The sequence below is a fragment of the Flavobacteriales bacterium genome, assembly GCA_020635395.1.
In the GTDB taxonomy this organism is placed as follows: Bacteria; Bacteroidota; Bacteroidia; order NS11-12g; family UBA9320; genus UBA987.
Window position 1 is genome coordinate 175,215 of the sequence record JACJZV010000003.1, and the last position, 24,278, is coordinate 199,492.

24 protein-coding genes are annotated in these 24,278 nt (G+C 38.0%); 5 read left to right on the forward strand and 19 right to left on the reverse strand.

Going from position 1 to position 24,278, the window contains the following annotated elements:
• Positions 1-48: 48 nt before the first annotated feature.
• The 11 genes from H6607_10140 to H6607_10190 form a co-directional block, all read right to left on the reverse strand.
• Positions 49-708 carry an NADH:ubiquinone reductase (Na(+)-transporting) subunit D gene (locus tag H6607_10140; protein ID MCB9262722.1) on the reverse strand — a complete coding sequence of 220 codons (660 nt, stop codon included), beginning with the start codon at positions 706-708 and terminating at the stop codon, positions 49-51.
• Positions 705-1,442: an NADH:ubiquinone reductase (Na(+)-transporting) subunit C gene (nqrC, locus tag H6607_10145; GenBank protein MCB9262723.1), complete on the reverse strand. Its 738-nt coding sequence runs from the start codon at positions 1,440-1,442 to the stop codon at positions 705-707. The genes H6607_10140 and nqrC overlap by 4 nt, the downstream gene beginning before the upstream one ends.
• Complete coding sequence (locus H6607_10150) at positions 1,429-2,619, reverse strand: NADH:ubiquinone reductase (Na(+)-transporting) subunit B (GenBank protein MCB9262724.1); 1,191 nt, start codon at positions 2,617-2,619, stop codon at positions 1,429-1,431. The genes nqrC and H6607_10150 overlap by 14 nt, the downstream gene beginning before the upstream one ends.
• Positions 2,620-2,632: 13 nt before the next feature.
• The gene (locus H6607_10155; protein MCB9262725.1) at positions 2,633-3,043 is read right to left on the reverse strand and encodes a four helix bundle protein; all 411 of its coding nucleotides are present in this window, start codon (positions 3,041-3,043) and stop codon (positions 2,633-2,635) included.
• Positions 3,044-3,085: 42 nt separating this feature from the next.
• Entirely contained in the window at positions 3,086-4,426 is a 1,341-nt protein-coding gene (locus H6607_10160) for a Na(+)-translocating NADH-quinone reductase subunit A (GenBank protein MCB9262726.1), read from the reverse strand.
• Positions 4,427-4,612: 186 nt separating this feature from the next.
• Positions 4,613-5,839, reverse strand: coding sequence for an MFS transporter (locus H6607_10165; GenBank protein MCB9262727.1), 1,227 nt, complete (start codon positions 5,837-5,839; stop codon positions 4,613-4,615).
• Positions 5,839-6,072, reverse strand: coding sequence for a hypothetical protein (locus H6607_10170; protein MCB9262728.1), 234 nt, complete (start codon positions 6,070-6,072; stop codon positions 5,839-5,841). The genes H6607_10165 and H6607_10170 overlap by 1 nt, the downstream gene beginning before the upstream one ends.
• 97 nt (positions 6,073-6,169) lie before the next feature.
• Positions 6,170-6,640: a 23S rRNA (pseudouridine(1915)-N(3))-methyltransferase RlmH gene (locus H6607_10175; protein MCB9262729.1), complete on the reverse strand. Its 471-nt coding sequence runs from the start codon at positions 6,638-6,640 to the stop codon at positions 6,170-6,172.
• Positions 6,641-6,642: 2 nt separating this feature from the next.
• Positions 6,643-8,193 (reverse strand): Rne/Rng family ribonuclease, encoded by a 1,551-nt coding sequence (locus H6607_10180; GenBank protein MCB9262730.1) that lies wholly within the window; start codon positions 8,191-8,193, stop codon positions 6,643-6,645.
• Between the two features lie 124 nt (positions 8,194-8,317).
• Entirely contained in the window at positions 8,318-8,830 is a 513-nt protein-coding gene (locus H6607_10185; GenBank protein MCB9262731.1) for a hypothetical protein, read from the reverse strand.
• 21 nt (positions 8,831-8,851) lie between these two features.
• Positions 8,852-9,136 (reverse strand): integration host factor subunit beta, encoded by a 285-nt coding sequence (locus H6607_10190; protein ID MCB9262732.1) that lies wholly within the window; start codon positions 9,134-9,136, stop codon positions 8,852-8,854.
• 88 nt (positions 9,137-9,224) lie between these two features.
• Between H6607_10190 and mutY the strand changes: the two genes are divergently transcribed.
• From mutY to gldE, 3 genes are read left to right on the forward strand one after another with little or no spacing between them, the layout of a single operon-like run.
• Entirely contained in the window at positions 9,225-10,298 is a 1,074-nt protein-coding gene (gene mutY / locus H6607_10195) for an A/G-specific adenine glycosylase (protein MCB9262733.1), read from the forward strand.
• A gap of 2 nt (positions 10,299-10,300) precedes the next feature.
• Complete coding sequence (gene ssb, locus H6607_10200; protein MCB9262734.1) at positions 10,301-10,735, forward strand: single-stranded DNA-binding protein; 435 nt, start codon at positions 10,301-10,303, stop codon at positions 10,733-10,735.
• A gap of 11 nt (positions 10,736-10,746) precedes the next feature.
• A complete protein-coding gene (gldE, locus tag H6607_10205; protein MCB9262735.1) occupies positions 10,747-12,108 on the forward strand; it encodes a gliding motility-associated protein GldE in 1,362 nt (453 codons plus the stop codon).
• Here the strand turns inward: gldE and H6607_10210 are convergent.
• Together H6607_10210 and H6607_10215 are read right to left on the reverse strand one after the other, a co-directional pair.
• A complete protein-coding gene (locus tag H6607_10210) occupies positions 12,105-14,138 on the reverse strand; it encodes a hypothetical protein (protein MCB9262736.1) in 2,034 nt (677 codons plus the stop codon). The two genes, gldE and H6607_10210, sit on opposite strands and share 4 nt — an antisense overlap.
• A gap of 403 nt (positions 14,139-14,541) precedes the next feature.
• A complete protein-coding gene (locus H6607_10215; protein MCB9262737.1) occupies positions 14,542-15,006 on the reverse strand; it encodes a hypothetical protein in 465 nt (154 codons plus the stop codon).
• A 401-nt stretch (positions 15,007-15,407) separates the two neighbouring features.
• On the opposite strand from H6607_10215, the gene sucC reads away from it, so the two are divergent.
• Both sucC and H6607_10225 read left to right on the forward strand, forming a co-directional pair.
• On the forward strand, positions 15,408-16,598 hold the full coding sequence (gene sucC, locus H6607_10220; protein MCB9262738.1) for an ADP-forming succinate--CoA ligase subunit beta: 1,191 nt from the start codon (positions 15,408-15,410) through the stop codon (positions 16,596-16,598).
• Between the two features lie 8 nt (positions 16,599-16,606).
• Positions 16,607-17,233 carry a threonylcarbamoyl-AMP synthase gene (locus tag H6607_10225; GenBank protein MCB9262739.1) on the forward strand — a complete coding sequence of 209 codons (627 nt, stop codon included), beginning with the start codon at positions 16,607-16,609 and terminating at the stop codon, positions 17,231-17,233.
• Here the strand turns inward: H6607_10225 and H6607_10230 are convergent.
• From H6607_10230 to H6607_10255, 6 genes are all read right to left on the reverse strand, one after another.
• The gene (locus tag H6607_10230) at positions 17,223-17,555 is read right to left on the reverse strand and encodes a hypothetical protein (GenBank protein ID MCB9262740.1); all 333 of its coding nucleotides are present in this window, start codon (positions 17,553-17,555) and stop codon (positions 17,223-17,225) included. The two genes, H6607_10225 and H6607_10230, sit on opposite strands and share 11 nt — an antisense overlap.
• A 38-nt stretch (positions 17,556-17,593) precedes the next feature.
• Positions 17,594-18,235, reverse strand: a complete 642-nt coding sequence (locus tag H6607_10235) for a YceI family protein (GenBank protein ID MCB9262741.1) — start codon at positions 18,233-18,235, stop codon at positions 17,594-17,596.
• Positions 18,236-18,245: 10 nt separating this feature from the next.
• Positions 18,246-18,860 carry a deoxynucleoside kinase gene (locus tag H6607_10240; protein ID MCB9262742.1) on the reverse strand — a complete coding sequence of 205 codons (615 nt, stop codon included), beginning with the start codon at positions 18,858-18,860 and terminating at the stop codon, positions 18,246-18,248.
• Between the two features lie 48 nt (positions 18,861-18,908).
• On the reverse strand, positions 18,909-19,913 hold the full coding sequence (trpS, locus tag H6607_10245) for a tryptophan--tRNA ligase (protein MCB9262743.1): 1,005 nt from the start codon (positions 19,911-19,913) through the stop codon (positions 18,909-18,911).
• A gap of 152 nt (positions 19,914-20,065) precedes the next feature.
• On the reverse strand, positions 20,066-23,683 hold the full coding sequence (locus tag H6607_10250) for a gliding motility-associated C-terminal domain-containing protein (protein ID MCB9262744.1): 3,618 nt from the start codon (positions 23,681-23,683) through the stop codon (positions 20,066-20,068).
• A 66-nt stretch (positions 23,684-23,749) separates the two neighbouring features.
• Positions 23,750-24,277, reverse strand: coding sequence for an HAD-IIIA family hydrolase (locus H6607_10255; GenBank protein ID MCB9262745.1), 528 nt, complete (start codon positions 24,275-24,277; stop codon positions 23,750-23,752).
• Between the last annotated feature and the right edge of the window lies 1 nt (position 24,278).

Below are 24,278 nucleotides of genomic sequence, written 5' to 3' on the forward strand. Positions count from 1 at the left end.
GTTAAATGAGTTAAACGTGCCTTGAGCCACGTTTCTCCATTTTAATCATTAATCCTCCACTATTCCGTTTCGGCTTCTAACCACCCAAATTAAAATACCCAACAAGATACATGCACCCGCAGGAGTCATCAACACGCCATTTGGGATATACCAATCTTTGCTTAAAACCGTGGCTCCAAATAATTTTCCACTGCCGAACAATTCTCTAAAAAATGAAATTGTAAGAATTATCCAAGCATATCCCATACTATTACCCAAGCCATCAAGTGCCGATTGTTTTGGAGGATTACCCAACGCAAATGCTTCCAAACGCCCCATAACAATACAGTTTGTAATAATCAATCCCACAAAAACCGAAAGTTGTTTTGAAACATCATAAACATACGCTTGCAACACTTGGTCAACCACGGCCACCAATGAGGCTACAACCACCAATTGCACAATAATCCGGATTCGGTTTGGAATGGTTTTTCTGAGCATAGAAATAACCACGTTTGCCATAACCACCACAAAGGTTACGGCAAGAGCCATTACCAAGGTTGGTTTCATAGCCACCGTAACGGCCAACGCCGAGCATACACCCAATACTTGCACCGTTATCGGGTTATCGCTGTCCAGAGGATTTGTAACTAACTTTCTATCCTTTTTGGTTAAAAAAGGCTCTTTTGCTTTTACCTCTTTTGTTTTTTCTATTGTTTCTGTACTCATCTCTTTTTCGCTTCAATAAAAGGTTTATACAATTCTAAATAACTATCAAGCATGGAGTTAACACCTTTTCCTGTAATGGTTGCTCCACTCATGCCATCCACTTTAAGTGGTTGATTATCGTAATTGTTTCCCTCACCTTTTTGAAAATGAGGAGCTTCGATTTGACCTGAAGCATTTACTATTTTTTTGCCTACAAATCTTGCCTGAACAGCAGGTTCTGTAATTCTGGCACCCAACCCTGGGGTTTCGCCTTTGTGGTCAAAAACCACTCCTTTCACTGTCTCTAAATCTCCGGCAACGGCCAAATATCCCCAAATGTTATCCCACAAACCATTTCCATAAAGCGGAAAAACATAGGATTCAATTTTGCTGTTGTCGGTTTTATTATATACAATGTAAACCGGCAATTCTCTTTCGGCCACAGGTTTTTTATATTCTTTAAAAATACTTATTTTGGACTCATCAACATCCATTTTTTCGCCTTTAGAGTTCACAACTTCCACCTTTACCGTTTTTTCGTACAACTCCGAGATTTCTTGTTTTTCAATTCCCTCTAGGGCTTTTTCGCCCAAAGCGGCTCTGAGTATGAAGTCCCGTTTTTCCAACAATCGGTTAAAGTCTTGATTAGGCTTTAAAACCAACGAAACAAAGGCCAACAAAATACCGAACACCACCGTCATAATGATGGCATACGTCAGTATATATCCGTTTGAATTTTTATTAAACTTTGACACGTTTCAATCTTCTTTTAATGTTTCCTTGTACTACGTAATAATCAATCAATGGGGCAAATACGTTCATAAGAAGTATAGCCATCATAATTCCCTCTGGATAACCCGGGTTGAAAATACGAATCAGCACCGTTATAACTCCAATAAAAAATCCGTAAATCCATTTTCCACGTTCCGTTTGGGCGGCGGATACAGGGTCGGTTGCCATAAACACAGCTCCAAACATAAAACCACCAATTACCAAATGATACCAAGCTGGCATATCCATCCAGGCGTTTCCGCTTCCGCTAATGTTCATTATCCAGCCCATAAATAAACCACCTAAAACAGTGCTTAGCATTATTTTCCAACTTCCAATTCCGGAAAGGATAAGAATGGCAGCTCCAATTAAAATAGCTATAACGGAGGTTTCTCCAATAGAACCTGGAACAGTACCGATGATACTATCCATTATGCTGCCGTTGAATAAAAATTTATCCGACCAACCGGCATAATTTGCATCTATTGAGGCATCGTAAATATTGCCAAGTGAGGTAGCTCCAGAAAATCCGTCAACTTGTTTTGCTCCCTCTTTCATAGCCACCCATACAGAGTTTCCACTCATATAGGGCGTATAGCCAATGTATAAGAACATACGAGCCAACAATGCAGGGTTTAACAAGTTCATACCCGTTCCTCCAAATACTTCTTTACCAATAACCACAGCAAATGCTGTGGCCAATGCAACCATCCACAACGGAACATCTGGAGGCATAACCATTGGTATTAAAAGACCCGAAACCAAAAAACCTTCGTTGATTGGGTGACCTTTTATTTGGCAAAACATAAACTCAATGCCCAAACCAACAATATAGGAAACGGCAATGATGGGAAGTGTTTGCCACAAACCATAAAGGAAATTGCTCATTAGGCTTGCATCTGTTGCCCCAATAGCATTGTGATATTGCAAACCAATGTTCCACATACCAAACAACAAAGCCGGCATTAATGCAATAACCACCGTAAACATGGTACGTTTTAAGTCGATACCATCTCGAATGTGAGCACCATGCGATGTCGTTTTATTTGGAACAAATAGAAAAGTCTCGATTCCATCAAATGTGGAATGTAAGAAATGAAGTTTACCGCCCTTTTCAAAATTGGGTTTTAACTTATCTAATGTATTTCTTAAAAATTTCATTTAGTGTTAAGTACTAATTTTTAGGGTTTAAGGAATTAATGCCATTATTTAGGTTGTTTGAGGCTGTAAACCGAGCCTTACCTATAATTTTTGTCAATTGCTCCGATTCTCCCAACAAATTTTTTATTCTTTCTTTATTAGTGTAAAAATCACCCTCATCTAATAATTCAAGCCAAAATGAACTCTCATCAGATTCTTCTAAAGAAATACTCATTTTAGCGACAAACTCCTTTGCCGAACGTGAAACACAAGCCGCCCTATAATTAGCAGCAGTGCTGCTTGCCGAGCGTCCTAACTGGCTTGCTATAATTCGGGTTGAATTTTGATTAAATGGCAATTCATCGCAAAGTTTTAGAGTCTCAATAGCAAAACGCTTTGTCCTATTTTTAAACTCATTTACAAATATATTTTCTGTCCTCGCCATTTTTTAATAAACCTTCAACCTTATACCTTCAACCTTCTGACATTACCCTTCTTCCGCCATTATAGTTAATCCTTCGCTCAATATTTTTTGAACTTCCATTTTTGAAGTACAAACGAATTCACAAAGTGCCAAATCTTCTTCTATAACCTCATAAATACCAAGATTTTCCATGGCTTCCAAGTCTTGAGCCATTATTGCTTTAATAAGATATACAGGCAAAATATCCATAGGCAAAACCTTTTCGTATTGACCAGTTACCACATAAGCCCGTTCTTCACCGTGATAATTGGTATTTACTTTAAACGTTTTCTTTAGGAATTTTGAAATTGGCAGAGAATTACTAATGGTTGGTCGCGGATAGGTTGGCAGCAACCATCCCATAAACTCGTATTCGTCTCCTTCTGGAATTGCTGTTACAAGATTATCAAAAAAGCCTAAGTGGCTATTAGCCGAAATTTTAGTACCAGTCAAAACGTTTCCGCTAATAATTCTGCTGTTGTTTCCTGATAAATTTCCCTTTAAAACCGGTTCAAGGCTTGTACCAGAAATAACCTCCACATAAGCAGGTTTTGAAACATCACTTCCGGCAACGGCAATTATTTGACGTAAATCCACTTTTCCGGTGGCGAATAATCTTCCAATAAAAACAACGTGCTGAGGATTCAATGTCCAAACCACATCACCCTTATTTATTGGGTCGATATGATGAATCTGTACTCCAACTAAACCAGCAGGATGCGGCCCCGAAAATTCAGTAATCTCAACGCCCTGTGTTTTTGAAATAAAACTTGGTTTTGAATTTTTTGAACTCACATTTAAGTGAATTTTTCCACTTGTAAGATTCTTTAATACCTCTACACCTTTTGCAAAGCTGTCAGCTTCATTGGCCAATGTATAATCAAAATCAGCCGCCAATGGAGCAGAATCAAAACAAGAAATGTGTATTGATTTTGGTGTTGCATCTGGGTGGGCAATGATGCCAAAAGGTCTTTGAATAATAAATGGCCATAAACCCGATGATAACAAAATCGCTTTAACATTCTCTGCATTTAATGTTGTCGGAATGTTAAATGACTTATACTTCATTTCTGAATCGGCCAATATACGAACCTCTAAAACTGCTCGTCTATCACCTCTGACAATTTCGGCAACCTCCCCACTTACAGGGCTTGTAAATTTAATTGCCTCGTTTGTTTTGTCGTGAAAAAGAACATCTCCAGCCTTTACTTCAGCCCCTGCCTTTACTTCCAATTTAGGAACAAAGTTCTTGAAATCAGTAGGTTTAACGGCATAGGTAGGCGAACTAACTTTGGTGGTGCTTTTTTGAGCAACTCCAACCAAATTGATGTCCTTACCTTTTTTTATCTTTATAACTTTACTCATTGCAACGCATCTTCTGCAAAACGGGGCAAAATTAGTATTTTGATAATACGTAGAAATAGTTGGTACAAAATTTTAATCACAAGGTTTTTAACACAATCGTTTGTTTGTCAGAACACTAAACTTCAAAAACTGACGAATATTTTATTTAGAATCATTCCATACAACTCATTTGAATTTTATCAAAGATTAAACTCGCTCTTTCCGATATTCAAAAACCACAAATAGCAAAGCACAAATAGCACAAATTCCGGTAAAGACAAATGCCCATCTAAAGTTTTCTGGTTTATGACTGTAAATAAGAGCAGAGAAAAAAGCACCAACCATCACACCTATTTCTAAAAATATAAACAATGTGGACACCCCTCTGCCAACCAATTTCGGATTGCTTTTATCGACAGCCCACGCAAATATTGTGGGTGAATTGATACCGGTAGAAACACCAAACAAAGCTCCACCAAAAAATAAAAGTGGGGCATTTGATGCGAAAGCAATAAAAAAGTTAGCTAAAATAAGAAACGATACACCCCAAATCATCATAAGTACCCGACCATATTTATCGCTGTGTTTCCTGCTAAAAAATCGAACAGCAATAGATACAACCGTAAAAACCGTAAAGAAATAACCTGACTTTTTGATTCCGAAAACTTCTACATAGTCTTCCATCAAAGTCAAAATTGCCCCAAAAGTGCAAACTGTAAGCAGCATAATAAAACCCTGAGGCAGAACGGATTTTTCGATAATTTCATTCCATTTAATGTTGAAAGATTTTAGGGTTAGTGTTGAAGTTTCGGACAAACTTTCTTTCAGTTTAAAAGTGAGCAATAATGCAATTACTGCCGAAAAGGCAGAAACAACAAATACCACATAATCATTTCCATAATATGCAGACAATTCGCTGCCAACCGCCGGCCCCAACCCCATACCGATATTGCTGCACAGCCCAACCCACCCCATTGCTTCCCCACGTTTGTTTTTCGAAACAACGTCAGAGCAAATTGCGGTAGTGCCTGTTGGGGTGCATCCGGCAGAAAAACCGTGCATGAATCGGAGAAATAAGAACATCATCACTCCATTAGAAAAGGAGTATAAAAAACTAATAACAATGGAAACAATTATTCCAAAAACAACGATTGGCTTTCGTCCAATTTCATCAACAAGTTTACCGCTAAAAGGTCTGGTTATGAGTGCGGCAGCCGCAAAAACAGTAATAACTAACCCAAGATATTCTTTACCGCCCAAACTTTCTAAATAGGGTGAAAGTCTTGGCAAAATCATATTAAATGCAAAAAAATACACAAAAGTAATGAGGCACACCAACCAAAATTGTGTGCCAAATTCTGATGATTTAGAAAAAAAAGAGGGCACCTTTATGAGTGCCCTCCTTTTTTGAGAAGTATCTTCCAATTTTTTCACTAATTCAAATTTACTTTTTCATACTGTTTGCCATTCCAATAGCCCAAAAACTCAACCTTTTGGCTAGAATTTCGCATTAGCAATTTGATTTCGGCTTTAGTATCTCTACTAATCAAAACGTTTGTACTGGTATTGTTCATTGAGTTATGAACTTTTACCATGACATAATAAGCCTTTCTCTTCTCAACCGGTTTGGTGGCCGGCCTTCCTTGTTTTTTCTTTTTCTCCGCCATAGCTGATACTAATACAGCATTCTAAATATTTCTTTTAACCATGCAAACATATAATTGTTTGCAAAAAAACAAAGGGTTATTTATACCCATTTTTTAATCAATCGTTATGGTAAGGTTCTCCATTCAATATTGAATAGGCTCTATACAATTGCTCGGCTAACAACAATCGTACCATTTGATGAGACAAGGTCATTTGAGACAATGCCAATTTTTCGTTCATCCGATGATACATTTTATCATGAAAACCATACGCACCGCCAATCAAAAAAGCCACTTCAGGTTCGTTGGCAGTCCAGTAATTCAATTTTTCAGAAAAATTCCGGCTACTCATTTCTTTTCCTTTTTCATCCAACCCTATCAAAAAAGTGTTAGGTTTTAAATCTTTTAGAACCAATTCGGCTTCCATCTTTCTGATGTCATCAACGGTTGCGTTGTTTTTCCTTTTAGCATCTGCAAGCTCAATCCACGAAACACGGGCATATTTACCAAGCCTATCCAAATAATGGTTTATTTCTTCTCTATACAGCTTATGTGCCGTTTTCCCGATGCAGAATACCTTAATGGCCAATGTTAAACTATGATTTCCTCCTCATTAGAATCAAAAAAATGGTATTCGCCATAATGATAATTCTTGTCTGGTGTAACCTTTACCTTGATTCGGTGTTTTAAAAACCATTTCATTGGCTTGTTTATGAAACCCTTTGTAAGATATGCATGCACAAAAGGGTGGGCTACAACATCTATTCTTTTGGGTTTTGAATAACTTAGAATTTGATTGATTTTGTGTTCAATTTCATCTGTTATAAGAATGGAGGCCTCTACCTTTCCTTCTCCTTTACACATTGGGCAATCCTCGGCAGTGGTGATGTTTGTCTCTGGCCGAACGCGTTGACGGGTTATTTGAACCAAACCAAACTTGCTCATTGGCAGTATGGTGTGTTTGGCTCTGTCATTGGCCATGGCATTTCTTAATTCGGTCAAAAGTTTCTTTTTATGTTCAGGATTTCGCAAGTCAATAAAGTCAATTACGATAATTCCTCCCATATCTCTGAGCCGCAGTTGTCTGGCAATTTCTTTGGCAGATTCAATATTTACGGTCAAGGCATAATCGGCAGCTTCTTCACTTTTTTTCTGTCGGTTTCCGCTATTCACGTCTATCACGTGCAGTGCTTCGGTATGCTCAATAATAAGATAGGGGCCACCCTGCATTGCCACATTTTTGCCAAACGACATTTTTATTTGTTTGTCAATTCCGAACTGGCTAAAAATGGGTTCTTTACCCTTATATAGTTTTAGCACCTTAACCAATTCGGGCGAAATGGCCGAAAGATATTTCTTTAGTTCGCCATGAAAATCATTGTCGTTTGTAACAATAGCCGTAAAATCTTGACTCAATAAATCTCGAAGAACAAGCTGACTTCGGTTATCTTCTCCCAATATTAAATCTCCGGGCTTGGCCGTTTTAAGATTTTTAATGACAGAATCCCATTTATCCAACAGCAGTTGAAGGTCTTTGTGAAGTTCTTGGACAGATTTACCTTCGGCGGCAGTTCGGCAAATTAAACCATAATTGGCACCTTTCAGGCTTTGGGTCAGGTTTTTTAGACGCACACGCTCCTCATGCGATTCAATCTTTTTTGAAATCGTTATAGTATCCACAAACGGAACAAATATGAAATACTTGCCCGGAATAGATATTTCTGTGCTGAGTTTCGGCCCTTTGGACGAGATAGGCTCTTTAGCCACTTGCACAAGAATTTTTTGACCCTTTCGCAGAAAATCGCTTATTTTTCCTGTTTTAAGGGTATCGGGTTCTACTCCAAAAGTAGATAAGTCGCCCGATTTTATTCCTCCTTGTGTTGCAATTTTTGTTAACTTTATTATAGAACGAACCTTTGGTCCTAAATCCTGATAGTGTAGGAATGCATCTCTATGATACCCTACGTCAACAAAAGCAGCATTAAGTTCCTGCTTAAATTTTTTTACTACCCCCAGATAAATATCTCCCGCAGAAAACTTGGTTGACTGAATTTCTTCGTGCAATTCAACCAATTTTTTGTCTTGAAGTAGTGCAATTCTCTCACCCGCCGAGCTGAAATCGATAATCAACTCATTTGCCACGGACTATTATTTCTTTTTATGACGATTTTTTCTAAGTCTTTTCTTTCTCTTGTGAGTAGAAATTTTGTGACGTTTTCTTTTTTTACCGCTAGGCATATCTAAATATTTTTAATTAATCTTAATCCTATTGTTTCGAGTTTATGGCACTGCCAGACTCCATTTTTAAAACTTCATCAAGTTGATGCTTGAATTTTTCGTTTTCGGGCTGCAAAGATAATAATTTTTTATATCTGAGTATCGCTTTGTCAAATTGACCGCTCTGAACAGATTTTTCGGCTAAAAATTCGATGGCCGGAATGTAGTTTGAATCTAAACCAAGCACTTCATCGCGGATAATACCTATGCCCACCATTGGCCGAAGCTCTGGATTGTTGAGTTGTTGCTTTCCATATTCAAACAGAAGTTCTTTGGTAAGTATTTTTTTTTGATAGGCATTTGCAAAAGCATTATTTAAAGCTGACTGTTCCTCTGCCGACAAATTGTTTTTGGCCATCAAACTGGCAATTATCTCAAGAGAATTATCCGATTTATTTACTGGTATTTCGACACTTTTTTTTGAAGAACTTATTTTAATAAGAAAAACTATAGCCACAAGGCCAACAACCAAAGCAACAAGCAAGGCCTTGCTAATTTTCATTTGAACTACTTTTTTTGACGTTTACTTAACGTTTCCTTTTATCTTCTCGACAAAAGTTTTGGCCGGTTTAAATTTTGGTATAAAATGCTCAGGAATAGTGATTTGGGTATTTTTTGAAATATTTCGAGCCACTTTTTTTGCTCTTTTTTTCAAAATAAAACTACCAAAACCTCTGAAATAAAGATTGTTTCCTTCTGCCATAGAACTTTTTACCACCTTAAAAAAGGTTTCAACTGTTTGTTGAACTTCTGCCCTTTCTATTCCGGTTTTCTCAGCTATTTCGTTAATTACTTCTGCTTTAGTCATTTTAAAAGAATTAATAATCTTTGCCAGTCAAAAAATTGTCTTGCAATAATAGCTATTTATTCTGTATAACAACTACATTAGCAATGTTTTGGTAAAAAAATATAAAACACCCCATATTTCTGCTGTTTTGCAGCAATGGTATATTCAAAATAAAAGAGACCTCCCGTGGCGGGGTACAAAAGATGCATATACTATATGGCTCAGTGAGATTATTTTGCAACAAACAAGGGTGGAGCAGGGAATGCCCTATTTCACTAAATTTCTTGAAACTTACCCCAGTGTTTTGCAATTTGCCAATGCCGATATTGACGATTTATTAAAGAATTGGCAGGGTTTGGGCTATTACTCCAGATGCAGAAACATGCATAAATGTGCCGCTACGGTGCGAGATTGCCATAATGGCATTTTTCCGACAGAATATGAGGTATTGATAAAACTGCCAGGCATTGGAGATTATACTGCTTCGGCTATTTCCTCCTTTGCCAAAAACCATCCTAATGCCGTTATCGATGGAAATGTCTTTCGATTTTTGTCACGCTACTTTGGTATTGAAGAGCCGATAAATTCAACCGCGTCACTCAAAATTTTTAAATCCTTGGCCGAAGAAATATTGGACAAGGATAATGCCGCAACCCACAACCAATCAATTATGGAATTTGGTGCATTGCAATGCCGTCCGGCCAATCCAAATTGTGCTTTGTGTCCGCTTACAGAAACCTGCATGGCCAATAGAACCAATATGGTTTCAAAATTTCCCGTTAAACTTTCGGCAAAACCAAAAAAGAAACGTTTTTTGGCCTATTTGGTATTTGAAACACCACATCAGAGTACCATTATACAACAACGGACAAAAAAGGATGTATGGCAAGGTTTGTATGAATTTCCACTTTTGGAATCAGAAAAAAAATTGCCATTTACTTCCATTTTCGACCACTTAAAAAGCATCTATGACCTTCAAAATTTTGAATTGCAAAAGGATTTGGAGACAAAACATATCCTCTCTCATCAAGAAATATATGCACAATTTTGGAATGTTAAGGTTGCATCGTTCAAAAATCTCCAAATTTCAGATACATTTGAAGTCGATTTTAATGAGCTGAAACAAAAGTATGCTGTTTCAGTTTTGATAGAAAAATATCTTAAATCATTCAAAAACTTATAGTTATGTCAATAAATAAAGTAATTCTTATCGGGCATTTGGGCTCCGACCCCGAAGTAAGGCATTTGGACGGAGGCCGGACAGTGGCCAATTTTAATATAGCCACCAATGAAAGCTATGTTGATAAACAAGGCAACAAAATTGAGCAAACCGAATGGCATAGGTTAGAGCTATGGGATAGCTTGGCAAAAGTGGCTGAAAAATACCTAACCAAAGGCAGGCAGATATATGTGGAAGGCAAATTGAAGACCGACAAGTGGACAGATAAAGAGGGAATAGAGCGAAACACTACCCGCATTCGGGTATTAACATTTCAAATGTTGGGTGGCCGTGAAGAAAATTCTGGAAATGTTGCTTCCAACAATGTAAATTTGCCGCCCAACAACGACAATTCTACCGTGATTGAAGATACATCCGATATGGATGATCTTCCATTTTAAAGATATACATTTTGGAAGGAGACCCTGAACAGATTTTTAACAGTCTATTTCTACTGAAACAAGTATTTGTTTCTGTTGCACTTTTACCCAAGATTTCGATTGCTTTTGTAGTACTCGTTTTGGTTTTTTTATCGGCCTTAGTGTCGGGTTCCGAAAATGCTTTTTTCAGCCTATCGCCAGGAGATGTGGCCGATTTGGAAGAGAAAAATTCAGGCGGCTCAAAGTTTGCATTAAAACTTATTAATCATCCCGATAGGGTTTCAGCCACACGCAATTTGCTGGCTACCATATTGATAATGAATAACTTCATAAACATTTCTATAATCGTTTTAATGACGTTATTATTCAAAGATTTATGGCCTTTATTACACCTTGCCGAATGGCTTCAATTTACGCTCGAGGTGGTTTTTATTACTTTTTTGTTGGTTCTTTTTGGAGAAATTATTCCTAAAATCTATGCCACCCAAAACAACCTTTCTTTGGTCAACTTTACTTCGCCATTTATTTTTTATTCCCAAAAATTTTTACAGCCCTTTGTTTGGCTGCTGGCCAAAAGCACTGTGGCAATAGACAAAAGGCTGGCAAAAAAACAATCAAATGTATCGCTCGAAGAGTTAAATCAGGCCATCGATATTGCCTCGGTCGATGACAATATTGAAGAAAAAAACATTTTAAAAGGTTTGGTTAACTACGGAAACATCTCCGTAAAACAAATTATGAAACCCCGTATGGATGTTTCTGCGGTGGACATTGAGACCGAGCAGCAAGAATTAATTGACCTAATCAAAGAGTGGGGATATTCACGGGTTCCGGTATATGAGGGCAGCTTCGATAAAATTGTTGGTGTTTTGTATATCAAAGATTTGCTTCCAGTGCTTACCAATAAGAGCAAGAAGAAGTGGCAGTCATTTATGCGTGACCCATTTTTTGTTCCGGCTTTCAAAAAAATTGACGATTTGCTGGAAGAATTTCAGGAAAAACGAATACACATGGCCATTGTGGTGGATGAATATGGTGGTTCGCTGGGCATTGTTACAATGGAAGATATTTTGGAAGAAATATTTGGCGACATCAGAGATGAATTTGACGAAGACGAACTGGTATATTCCAAATTAGACGACCACAATTATATTTTTGAAGGAAAGGCCATGTTAACCGATATTTCAAAGATTTTTGAACTTAGCTCCGATTATTTTGACGACGCACGGGGCGAGGCAGACACATTGGCCGGTATGCTCATGGAAATTCATCAAGGCATACCCAAACGTGGCGATTTAATTGAGTTTGAAGAGTTTACTTTTTTGGTGGAGAGTGCTGATAGAAGACGAGTTAAACGAGTAAAAGTATCTCGCCAAACAACCGAAACAACTTAATTCTTACAGATTTTTCCGCGATAAACATTACCATTTCCTTCAAGTTCGACAACATAAATTCCTTTTGCAACTTGCCCACTCAACTGATGGTTGTAGCCAGAAATTTGGTCACTTTCATAAATCAATTTACCCGAAAATGAATAAACGTTAATGTGGTTAAATATTTCTGAACAAACTACTAAGCCATTACCATCAGTGCTTATTGATGCCAAATTGCCGCTTAATGAAACCGTCAATTCTTCTGAGGTAGTCTTTCTACCGTTGTCATCCATTTGCTCAATATAATAAGTTATGATTTTGGACGAACTCGGGTAGTTAAAATCTTCAAAACTATATTCATCGGTGTTTATTTTGCTGCCACAGTTCAAAGAGGCTACTTGTTTTTCATCATTTCCATCCGATTTTCGATATACCGCATAGTTCTGACAATGGCTAATATCATCGGTTTTCCAAACAACCAAAATACTGGATGACTTTTTGACAGCATTTAGTTTTTCAAACTTTACCCGAAGCGAATTGCCGAATTGATAATCAACGGTTTTTACTTTTTGAGTAAACCTTTCAGATGCCGGAATGGAAGTTTGATTAAACGTATTTGGAAATCCGATTAACGGAAGATTTGAATTTGAAAGAAAAGCAGGTTTGGCTGTAATGTAGAGTGTATTAATCATGGCACTCACGGCCTCTGGAATAAATGTTCCGTTGGCATTATTTCCATATTGATAATGTCCATTTCCGTTCAAAACATACAATCCTTTTGGAAAATTGGCATAACCGTTGGAAGAAGTTCCATTTCCGGTAACTTCATTTCCAATAAAAACCTGATTGTCAGAAGCCGGATTGTTGTTCATAAAAATACCGGCGTTTTCAATTCGATTTCTCAAAAAAACATTGCCGGGTCCATTTTTTCCGTGCGAATCGTCAATAATCAAATTCTGAATAATGTTGCCTTCTACCAAATTAAAAAAAGGATAATTGCCATGCATCACAATATCTCCCGAAAAGTCGGATGGGCTAAATACCCCTGTCCAAAAAGTGCTTTTGGAGTAATTATACGAAACCACATTTCCGTTGCTTCCGGCCTGAAAAAGAACCGCGTGCCGCAGTCTGTCGAATATGTTATTTTCAACAACACAATTTCCGGAAGTAAATCCCAGAACAATACCATATCCCTGCCCCCCGCTGCCATAGGCAAATGCATTGGTAAACAATGAGCCTTCTATTTTGGAAACAAAGGCACACATATTATTGACATGCGAAAAATTGCATGAATCGCTGTGTACTCCGCTAACAAGAGCATTTCTGGTATATTTGAATAAAATGTTGTCGGTTTGAGCAGTGGTGGCATCGTTGCGAACAATTCTCATGTTCATTACCCCCAAATTTTCTTTTGGGTTTACTTTGGCCAATCTTGGATTGTCCATTGCGGTCAAATCCAATCTCAAATCGTCTTTTAAAACAATGTTTTTTCCATCACAGCTTTGCACTTCTACCAACTGACCAATAGTGCCCGCAGCCCAACCTGAGGTTATTTTATCATTACCATCCACAACAATATGTATCAAATCTCCAGGATTCAAATAATCCATTTTTGCCAACAACTTTTTGTCGTTTTTCTGAGCTTCGTTATCAATTTTCACCCAATCTGAGGCTGTTTCGCCCACGGCCGAAATAAGGTTTTTTTGTTCGTTTAGGTTAAACCGAAGAGTCGTTAAGCCACTGCCATCGCCCACCAAAAATTGATTTGACGAAAGTTCGATTGGGTTATTAAGCAAATAAGTTCCTTCCGGAAAATAAATGACAGCTCCGTTTTGTTTGGTTTTATCCAAAGCCAATTGAACATATTTATCGGCGGGTTCATTTCCCGATAAATCGGCACCCAATTTAGAAACATCTATAAAAGAATCGGCAACAATATTATGTTTATAACTTATTGATTTCCAATTTGTAATGAGTTGATTGGGGATGGATTGAGAAAATCCAAAAAAAGAAAGCACACTAAGGCACGCGGTAGCAGTAATAATTTTCATCAAGACAAAAATAGAAATGGAAAAGAAAAAAACAAGAAATTTTATGTCATTTTTCCAAATAACGGAAAAATGAGTCTTGTTTTGGGAAGAATGAAATTAATATCAAAAAGGAAGGAGGACAAATTCCGAGGAGTCAAAATTTTCGCTTTTGGACATTAAATCAGTTCTGATACCTCTAAAAATGGCTATCATATAATGGAAAGATATTTTGTATCCTTTTGGTCATATTATCGTTGGTCGTCCGGGTCTTACTGTAATTTTTTTACAACTATTCAAGGTGTCGATTTGCAATCCTCTGTTAACCAATTCATAACTGACAAGAAGCACAACGCCCAATCTCAAAAGTAATCTGGATTGTACGGCATCCTACCCACCGAAAAATCTGATTTAAAATCGGTAATTTTTATCCATCGATTGATATTTCATTTGGGTCAAAGTCCGACATAAATAAGGTAATGGTATAATTTCGGTCATGTTGGCTTTCAAAAGATATTTCCCATACTACTGGTTTTATTTCACATCTCGGAAGTTTCAGGTAAACTGGTTCGAACTCTTTTCGAAAGTTATCGATTTTAAAACCCTCTTGCCAATTTCCAAATTCATCTTCAATTAAAGGTGAAATTGCTTTCGTAATTCTCGAGTAATTATTCTCAATGCTTTTGAAAAAGTCAATTTGCTTTTGTGTTGGCCCTATTTTTTCTCCCTCTAGTCCAATCTCTATTATTTCGTTAGAAGGTTTAAAATGTCGCCTGCACTCAAAGTAACTTTTAAGTGAATCATTTTTATCCTCGAGAAATAACATAGTCCCAAAGAATTCATTTTTAAGTTTTATTTGTTTTCCGAAAATAAAGTCCAAAAGTCCCATCATTTGGTGTTTTAATTTTGTTATCAGCAGTTTGCGGTTCTATGTTTATACTTTAGGTAAAGTCAACCATTTTATATTTTTCTTGTTCGTGTTGTGTCTTAGAATTATGTCAAGCAGCTATATACCCGCGTGTTGTGCAAATTTCCTCCACCCTCACATCACAAAAACTGGGTACTCTGCAAAAGTGTAAAACGAGGGGTGAAATACATACTGCCGCAACTTAACACAAATATGATTAAACTTTGTAGTAAACAAAAAAAGCAATTCAAGGATAAAACGACGCTTAAGGCACAACTTATTTCCCCAAAAATCCATTTCAGAACTCCGGCCTGTCTCAAACTGTTGATTATTTTAGGACTGTCGAGTAACCGAAAATCTTATTTTTGCCGCAAATTATAGAACGTATGAATATTCACGAATATCAAGCAAAACAGATTCTAAAATCGTATGGTGTAGCCATACAAGAGGGCGTGGTGCTTGACAATAAAAACGAAACCGAAAACGCTGTTAAACAACTTCAAGCTCAAACCGGTACCGACTGGGTGGTGGTAAAAGCTCAAATACATGCCGGAGGCCGTGGAAAAGGCGGCGGGGTGAAACTTGCCAAAAACATGGACGATGCCAAAATGCATGTAAACAATATTTTGGGTATGCAACTGGTCACACCACAAACAGGGCCTGCCGGGAAACAAGTAAATAAGGTGTTGATTGCCCAAGATGTTTACTACCCGGGCGAAAGCGAACCAAAAGAATTTTATATGAGTGTTTTGCTTGACAGGGGTTTGGGCAAAAACGTGATAATTTATACCACCGAAGGCGGCATGGATATTGAAGAAGTGGCCGAAACGCATCCTGAAAAAATTCATAAAGAATGGGTTGACCCAGCCACCGGATTGATGCCTTTTCAGGCTCGAAAAATTGCCTTTAATCTTGGTTTAGAAGGACAAGCCCTGAAAGAAATGGTAAAATTTGTCAATGCCCTTTACCAAGCATATAACGACACCGATTCATCGATGTTTGAAATTAACCCCGTGTTAAAAACCTCCGACAATAGAATAATTGCCGTTGATGCCAAAGTGAACTTGGACGACAACGCATTATATCGTCATAAAGACTTTTTAGAATTACGTGACGAAAGTGAAGAAGACCCAACTGAAGTAGAAGCCAAAAAATTTAACCTAAACTATGTAAAACTTGACGGCAACGTGGGTTGTATGGTAAATGGTGCCGGATTGGCCATGGCCACCATGGATATAATAAAACTGAGTGGTGGCGAACCTGCCAATTTTCTTGATGTTGGCGGAACAGCCAGTGCAGAAACGGTTGAAGCTGGCTTTAGAATCATTTTGAAAGACCCAAATGTAAAAGCCATTTTGATTAATATTTTTGGTGGTATTGTGCGATGCGACCGTGTGGCACAGGGCGTTGTGGATGCCTATAAAAACATTGGAAATATTCCAGTACCAATCATTGTGCGATTGCAAGGCACCAATGCCGAAGAGGCTAAAAAGATTATCGATGAAAGTGGCCTAAAAGTAAAATCGGCTATATTATTGCAACAAGCCGCCGATGCTGTAAAGGAAGTACTTTCCTAAACCTAAATATGCCTGCCGAGTATATAGAGCTACATAAGAACACCCCTGATATGCGAAAAATCAGGGAAATAGCGGCGGCCTATAAGGCAGGCAAAATCATCATTATTCCCACCGACAGCATTTATGCCATTTCGTGCGATATGTATAGTCGGGATGGCATAGAAACCATTTCAAGGCTGATTGGCAAAAAGGTAAATAAAGCAAACCTGTCGCTTTTGTGCCGAGATTTATCGCACCTTTCCGAATATTGCAAGCCCATTCAAAATTCGGTTTTTAAGTTGATGAAAACTGTATTGCCGGGTCCTTTTACTTTCATTTTAACGGCCACAAATGAGGTTTCAAAGATTTTTAAAACCAATAAAAAAACCGTTGGTATCAGGGTACCCGACAACGAAATTGTTCAAAGACTGATTGAGGAACTTGGCAACCCAATCATCAGCAGTTCTTTGCACTCTGAAGATGAGATACTGGAATATATTACCGACCCCGAAGAAATCTATGACAAATGGCAACATAAAGTGGATGTTGTGATAGCGGCAGGAGCCGGAAAAAATCAGGGTAGTACAGTTATAGATTGTACAGAAAAAGAACCCTACATAGTGCGTGAAGGTTTGGGAATGGAGCTTATTTCGTAGAGTCTGCCTTTGCAAGACCGCTTATCCAATCATAAATAATTTTTCCCTCCTTATCTGAAATATCTATTGGAGTCATTGGTGGGTAGTCCGGCCAGTTTTCTTGAACAGGATTTCTAATCAATTCTACCATCTCTGCTTGCGAATAGCCCTTCTTTGAAATATCCATAAAGGATGGGCCTTTGAGTTTTTTATCCAAAGTATGGCAGCCCAAACATGTTTTTTTCTTTAAGATTTTTCGCACCCGTGGGTCATACTTCTTTGTTGTTGTCGCATCATTATTTTTTGAACCCGTTTCAGAATTTGAGGACGAACACCCAACCATAAGACAAAGCGAAACGAGAAAAAAAGTGGATTTTCTTATCAAAGATTTTTCAATTCTGTTGATATAACTACTTGAATTTCAGGCCATAATTTACTTACGCCGTCCTCTCCTTTGTGCAAGTCGTGGCACACATTGTTTAGAGCTTTAATGCTTGGCTCGGCTTTCCAATCACCAAGATGAAGCATAGTTTTTACTTCTAAAATATTTCCACTTATGGCATATTCTGCATCCACTTCATGCTCAATGTCATTCATTTTTATGGAGATTCGAGCCTTACCGGAAGTATCTGTGCCATTAACACTTGTTATCTTGCCTGAAATCTTTTCGCTATTGGTCATTGAGCCAAAAAATGTTTTTACCAATTTTCCATCTCGTTCTTCATTATTTGAAGAAATTGACGAAGAAACTATGTCAAAAACAAGCTGGTTCATCAATTCTTTAACTGTTCCAGAGGGTTTGCCCGGGGTAACCACAATTTCCTTAAAAGTGCCGTTTACCGGCAGTTTCACGGTGGTTTTATAAGCCGTCCAAGTCAATTTGGTCGAGTCCGGTTGATATTCATACGTTGAGATTTGAACACTATCCGTCGTGTTAGTATCTTCAGATACGTTATTTGATGAATTTTTGTTGCATGCCAACACCATTGCCGACATAAATGCGATTAATATTACCTTTTTCATATACTTTAAATTAAAATAAGCCATGTACCTCCGAATCTATTTTGCTGATTATTTTACCTAAATCTTCGGCATTGTGTTCAAAGTCTAAATCGTCAACATCAATAATAAGCAGTTTCCCATCATTGTAGGTACTTATCCATGCTTCGTATCGTTCGTTGAGTCTTTTTAGATAATCAAGCCTTATACTGTCTTCGTAATCTCTACCCCTTTTCTGAATTCTATTTACCAATGCAGAAATGCTTGCTCTTAGATAAATCATCAAGTCAGGCGGTTCTATCATTGATCGGATACTGCTAAAAAGCTGCTGATAGGTGTCAAAGTCGCGAGTACTCATAAGCCCCATAGAATGAAGGTTGGGTGCAAAAATGTAAGCATCTTCATATATGGTTCTGTCCTGAATAACGGTCTCCCCTCTTCTTCTAATGTTTTGTACTCCGGCAAAACGGCTGTTTAAGAAAAACACTTGCAGATTGAACGACCATCGCTGCATATCTTCATAAAAATCAGATATATACGGGTTATTATCTAATGATTCGTAGTGTGGCTCCCAACTGTAATGTTTGGCCAGCAATCCTGTTAAGGTAGTTTTTCCTGCTCCAATATTTCCTGCTACAGCAATATGCATTTCAAGTTATTAATTTTAGGTACGACTTTTTATACTTTTCAAATCTATTCAATAAAACTTTCTAAATCCAATTATTTGGCGGACTTCTTTAAGTGTTTTCTCGGCACTTTCCCGAGCCTTCTCAGCTCCTTTTCGTGCCACATTTTGCAACATGGTCTCATCAGATTTTATCTCATCTATTCGCTCCTTAATGGGTTTTACAAATTTCAAAACATCTTCTGATAATTGTTTCTTAAAGTCTCCATATCGGATATTGCACGAATTATAAAGCGAATCGAAATGCTCAACAGTCGATTTGTCGCTCACCAAATCCATGATGTCAAACAGGTTTTGTATTGCTTCCGGTTTGGTTTGATTTTCTTTTTCGGGCCCCGAATCGGTCACGGCACGCATTATTTTTTTTGACGTAATCTTCTCATCATCATCAAAATAGATGGCATCGGCCTCTCCTCCTCCCCCACTTTTGCTCATTTTCCCGTTGTTTGTAAGTCCGGGCACCTTTACCAATTTACCAGAATAACTAAATGCTTCGGGTTCTTTAAAATACGCTGTTTTGTATAGATGATTGAACCGATTTGCAAACTGACGGGTCATTTCCAAATGTTGCAGCTGGTCTTTTCCCACCGGAACAAAATCAGCATGATGAATCAAAATATCAACCGCCATAAGCACTGGATAGGTTAACAATCCGGCATTTACATTGTCAGGATGCTTTCTTATTTTTTCTTTGAATGAAGTGGAACGTTGAAGCTCACCAACGTAGGCATTCATGTTCATATAGGTATATAGTTCCGAAATCTGCGGAACATCGCTCTGAATAAAAAGGGTCGATTTTTCAGGATCCAGACCCATGGCTAAATATTCCACCAAAACTTGTTTCACACTTCCGTGCAAATCCTCGGGTGTTGGATGAGTGGTTAACGAGTGAATATCTGCAATAAAAAAATAGGCATTATAATTTTCCTGCATGTGCAAAAAGCTCTGCACAGCACCGAAATAATTGCCCAAATGAAGTTTGCCCGTTGGGCGAATGCCGCTAACTACTGTTTTCATGCGATTTTTTTCGTTCGGCAAAAATAAGGTTTAGGTGTAAAGTCAAATAATTTGTTGAAAAGTACTCAACTATAATAAATCTTAAAGCACCCTGACCTTTGACATCAAAACAAGAAATAAAAGAGCTGCAAATATTTAATCGGGCTTTATACCTATCTCATCAAATGGAAAGTGCCTGTTCGCTGATAGGAGTTGTTTTCGGAATCGGTAAATGTGACAATGAAGGCATAGACACCCAATGGAGATTCAACTCCTTTGTACGTTCCATCCCAACCAATAGCAGGATTTGTGGTTGTAAAAATATGCTCCCCCCACCGATTGTAAATCTTCATTTCAAAATCTTTAACCGCTAAGGTAACAGGTAGGAAGGTTTCATTAAGTCCGTCTTTATTTGGGCTAAAGGCCGTTGGAACAAACACGTCAGGACTAAAGAAAAAGCATATTTCGTTGCTCCAAGAAACTTTGTTTTGTCCAGCCAATTCGTAGGCCTTTATTCTAAAGCACTGTCTGTAGTTTTGATTATCAACATCAACCAAAATATCAGCTTGTTCGGCTACGGTATGGCTAAAATAAAGTGTTTTATCTTCGTTCAAACTTCTATAAAGTTCATATCGCTCCACACCATTATCCCAACCAACGTATGGCGAAAATTGGAGTGTAATTTTGGAGTTTTTGCTATCCTGAACGCCCTCTAAAAGAATGCTTCTGTGAATTTCGGACAAAATTTTGTTGCCACACATGTCTGTGCTTTCAATTTGATATTCATAAGCAAACTCATCCGTGTTTATTGGTTTCTCAAGATAATTTTCAAAATTAGTAGAAACTACCGGAGACCAAAGAATTTCGCTGTTGTATGCTCTTCTCCACACACTGTAATCAGTAGAAGTTAAATCGTTGGTTACATTTCTCCATTCAATGTGCATTTTATCGTCAGGAAAACCAACACTCACTCTGTCTAAATCGAGTTGTAAATTATTAATATATACCGGTAATTTAATGGTATCTCCAACGCATCCATACTCCGAAGTTTCAACAACTGCAACCTCCGCATATCCCTGATTATTAAAATCTATGATGATAGAATCTACATTTCCGCCACTGGAGCTACCGCCTGTTACAAACCACTGATAGGTTGAATTTGGGAAACCCATCAATTTGTATTTTATCTGATTATTATTCGGAAAACAGACAATTGGCTCTCCTTCAATTAGACCTGCCGTTGGCTTGGGTCTCACTATCATAACCGTGTCTATTGGCTGCCCCGGGCATGAATCTTTTGAAAGCTCGGTTACCCTTATACTATACGTTCCGGGCAGAGGCCAAGCCACTTGTATTTGATTGGTTCCTTGACCGACGATGTTTTTATCACTTCCATTTATTTCCCAATGATAGGTTGAGCCAACAAAACCATTGACCGAATATGTCTGCAACTGGGTGGTTTGACACATTTCAAAATCGCCATTTATAGTGTTAGCTGTGGGTATTGGGTTAATTTTAACATTCACATACACGACAGGGCTTATACATTCTCGATTATTCACTTTATCAAAAGCCCACTGCTGAACTCCAATTCGGCCAAGGCCGAAAGCACCCCAATTTATGGTTATTTTTGAGGTAGAATCTCCGCTGGCCTGTATGCCTCCATTTATCGACCAACGATAAACTGAGCCGCTTGAATAAATCACATAATATGGAACTCCGGCATCAAACTCGCAAACATTTGTATCGCCAATGGCTTTTGATCCATCCAAATTATAGGTTTTCTTGACCGGAATTTGAATTAAATCGCTAACACAACCCCACTTATCAGTCTCTATTAATTTAACAAAACCAAGACCTTCTTCACCCCAAGTTATTTCAATTTTTGCTGAATTGTTTCCAGAAACCTGCGTGCCACCAACCACATTCCAATTGTATGTTGAGCCAGAGCCACCTGTTGCTACATAAACAATTTTTTCCGCATTTGGACATACCGTAATAGAACCAACCAACCCAGGGTTGGGTTTTCTGACATTCACGTCAAACTCGGCTGTATCACTGCTGCAACCATCGGTATTAGTTTCAATTACAGAAATTCGAAAATCACCAAGTTTTGTCCAGTCTGTTGTAAAAGTATTTCCATTTCCGTTTGAATGATTTAACGTGGGGTCGGAAATAAACCAATTATAGGTAGATCCGGCATGATTTATAGCCGTATAATTTTTTCCAATTGATCCCAAACAAACGGTATCTTCTCCAGAAATAATAGGTAGTTGCGGCGATTGAACCAAATCTACATCATAAATCACGGTATCGCCCGGGCAACCAAATTGGCTAATTTCTACCATTTTTATTTGAGCTTTGTTGATTCCGTCAAATCTTAATTTCACAACGCTCGAATCTTTTCGACCAATAATTTCGCCCTTATTTACAGCCCAAAAAAATGTTCCTTTGCCGGAAGGTACCTCAGCACGATATTCATACTCATAACCCTCGCCCGTACACACGCGTTTGGGGCCAGTAATTTTGTCAGCCCCTTTAAATTTGTTTACTTTAATTTCAATGTTATAATTCTCGTATTTCGGTGGGCAACCGTCATCCTGCACAGATAAAGTAACCAAATAGGGTTTATCTCTATATTGTTCGCACGATGGAGTCCAACAAAAATCAGTACTCACTGTTCCAGGAGCGGTTGATTTGGTCATTTTAGCCAATGGCGGTTTTATGCCATTTTCTCCAGTTAGGATATCGCCGGTGGCAAAAACGGTAACATTTTGAACCGGAGAAACATCAAAATCCTTACCTGTAACGGTAAAACAGAGCTTATTACCCGCCTCTACTTCAAAGTATTTTCCTCCCGTATTACTCAATTTGGGTTTGCGGTTTGGCGGACAATCCAAAACCAATATTTGCATATCAAGCCGAACGGAACTCAGCAAAACTCCGTTTCGATATTCCAATACTTCTATGGCAATAATGTAGCTTCCTGGGGTTCTGGCCATCAGTGTGGTTAGGCCATTTGAAGGATTAATATTTGTATATCCCGAAACTCCAAAAGGATACGAGGTGCCATAACCGCTTTGGTAATCTACTGTAACAATAGGCCAGGGCATGTATTGTGGTGGAGAGGGTGCAGAACCATTCAAATCAGGGCTACCTCCTTGAAAAGGATGAACAAAGCGATATACCAGAGAATCTCCGTCAATATCTATAGCTCTATTCAAAAACGAATTCGTGTCGTTGTTACACATATACGGACTTGGCACACCCGAAAAAAAAGGACTGCTGTTTTCTAATGCAGGATTGGGAATAAAGCAGTAATAGGTTTGCCCCTGATCGGGTCCGTCAGAACCACTGGTTATGTTGTTTTGAATATTTCTGCAACACCTAACAAAATATACATGATAGCCTTGCGGATAAGGAGCTAAGGTAACAGTTTTTTCATAATACCCCATTTCTATTCGCTTATTGGCATAATAATCACATTGCTCGCTACCCGGAGGTTTTACCAATTGCCTTTTTAAAAGTGGAGCTTTAAGCACTTGGTTTCGAGAGCGATCTGTATTATTAAGATAAATACCAATTTCTATCTCATCATCAAAATCCACCGAGCTTTGCTCCAAGTCTCTAAACATGGTAAGCGAAATTTTGAACGTCTTGTTATTGTTGGCTTCTGTTCTTAAAAATTGATAACTCATATAGCCCCCAATAAGGTGCGTAGCCCTAACAGGAACAGACAAAGTTGCAATGAGCAACAAATTGACGATAATATATCTTAACTTAACTCTCAATCTTCAATCACGGTACAAAGTACAACAAAATTATTCGACTTTGGTGTTTTGCTTTGTCAAAACTTGTCAGAAGTATGACGCTAAACTGTATAAACTTGTTGCCTCAAACTTGGTAATTTTTTGTTCAGATTCTTCCTTTTTTGTTTTGATAAAAATAGACTGCATGCCCAAATTTTGAGCAAACTTCAAATCAGAGATACTATCACCAATCATCAAACTTTTTTTAAAATCAATTTCCGGAAAATCTTTTTTGGCCATTAAACCCATGGTATTGTTGGGTTTTCTACAATTATTTTTTACGGTTTTTAATTGCGGACAATGGTAGATTTTGTCTATTCGACCTCCTGATTTTTCAATGGCATTTTTCATTTTTTGATGAATTTGCTCTAAATCATTTACCGACATTAAACCTTTGCCAATGCCTTGCTGGTTTGTAACAACGATGATTCGGCCAAAAATTTGACTAAAAGCGGCAATTGCTTTTTTGGCTCCATACAAAAATTTGAACTCGTCAACAGATTTTACGTAATCATCAATCAAACGCTTGTTTATTACCCCATCTCTATCCAAAAAGAGCGTCCAAGTTTTATCTATT

Bases quoted from the DNA above. Each gene is read 5' to 3' on its own strand.
- H6607_10140 (MCB9262722.1), bottom strand. From the start codon at position 708: ATGAGTACAGAAACAATAGAAAAAACAAAAGAGGTAAAAGCAAAAGAG.
- H6607_10150 (MCB9262724.1), bottom strand. From the start codon at position 2,619: ATGAAATTTTTAAGAAATACATTAGATAAGTTAAAACCCAATTTTGAA.
- H6607_10155 (MCB9262725.1), bottom strand. From the start codon at position 3,043: ATGGCGAGGACAGAAAATATATTTGTAAATGAGTTTAAAAATAGGACA.
- H6607_10160 (MCB9262726.1), bottom strand. From the start codon at position 4,426: ATGAGTAAAGTTATAAAGATAAAAAAAGGTAAGGACATCAATTTGGTT.
- H6607_10170 (MCB9262728.1), bottom strand. From the start codon at position 6,072: ATGGCGGAGAAAAAGAAAAAACAAGGAAGGCCGGCCACCAAACCGGTT.
- H6607_10185 (MCB9262731.1), bottom strand. From the start codon at position 8,830: ATGAAAATTAGCAAGGCCTTGCTTGTTGCTTTGGTTGTTGGCCTTGTG.
- H6607_10190 (MCB9262732.1), bottom strand. From the start codon at position 9,136: ATGACTAAAGCAGAAGTAATTAACGAAATAGCTGAGAAAACCGGAATA.
- ssb (MCB9262734.1), top strand. From the start codon at position 10,301: ATGTCAATAAATAAAGTAATTCTTATCGGGCATTTGGGCTCCGACCCC.
- H6607_10210 (MCB9262736.1), bottom strand. From the start codon at position 14,138: ATGAAAATTATTACTGCTACCGCGTGCCTTAGTGTGCTTTCTTTTTTT.
- H6607_10215 (MCB9262737.1), bottom strand. From the start codon at position 15,006: ATGATGGGACTTTTGGACTTTATTTTCGGAAAACAAATAAAACTTAAA.
- sucC (MCB9262738.1), top strand. From the start codon at position 15,408: ATGAATATTCACGAATATCAAGCAAAACAGATTCTAAAATCGTATGGT.
- H6607_10225 (MCB9262739.1), top strand. From the start codon at position 16,607: ATGCCTGCCGAGTATATAGAGCTACATAAGAACACCCCTGATATGCGA.
- H6607_10230 (MCB9262740.1), bottom strand. From the start codon at position 17,555: ATGGTTGGGTGTTCGTCCTCAAATTCTGAAACGGGTTCAAAAAATAAT.
- H6607_10235 (MCB9262741.1), bottom strand. From the start codon at position 18,235: ATGAAAAAGGTAATATTAATCGCATTTATGTCGGCAATGGTGTTGGCA.
- H6607_10240 (MCB9262742.1), bottom strand. From the start codon at position 18,860: ATGCATATTGCTGTAGCAGGAAATATTGGAGCAGGAAAAACTACCTTA.
- trpS (MCB9262743.1), bottom strand. From the start codon at position 19,913: ATGAAAACAGTAGTTAGCGGCATTCGCCCAACGGGCAAACTTCATTTG.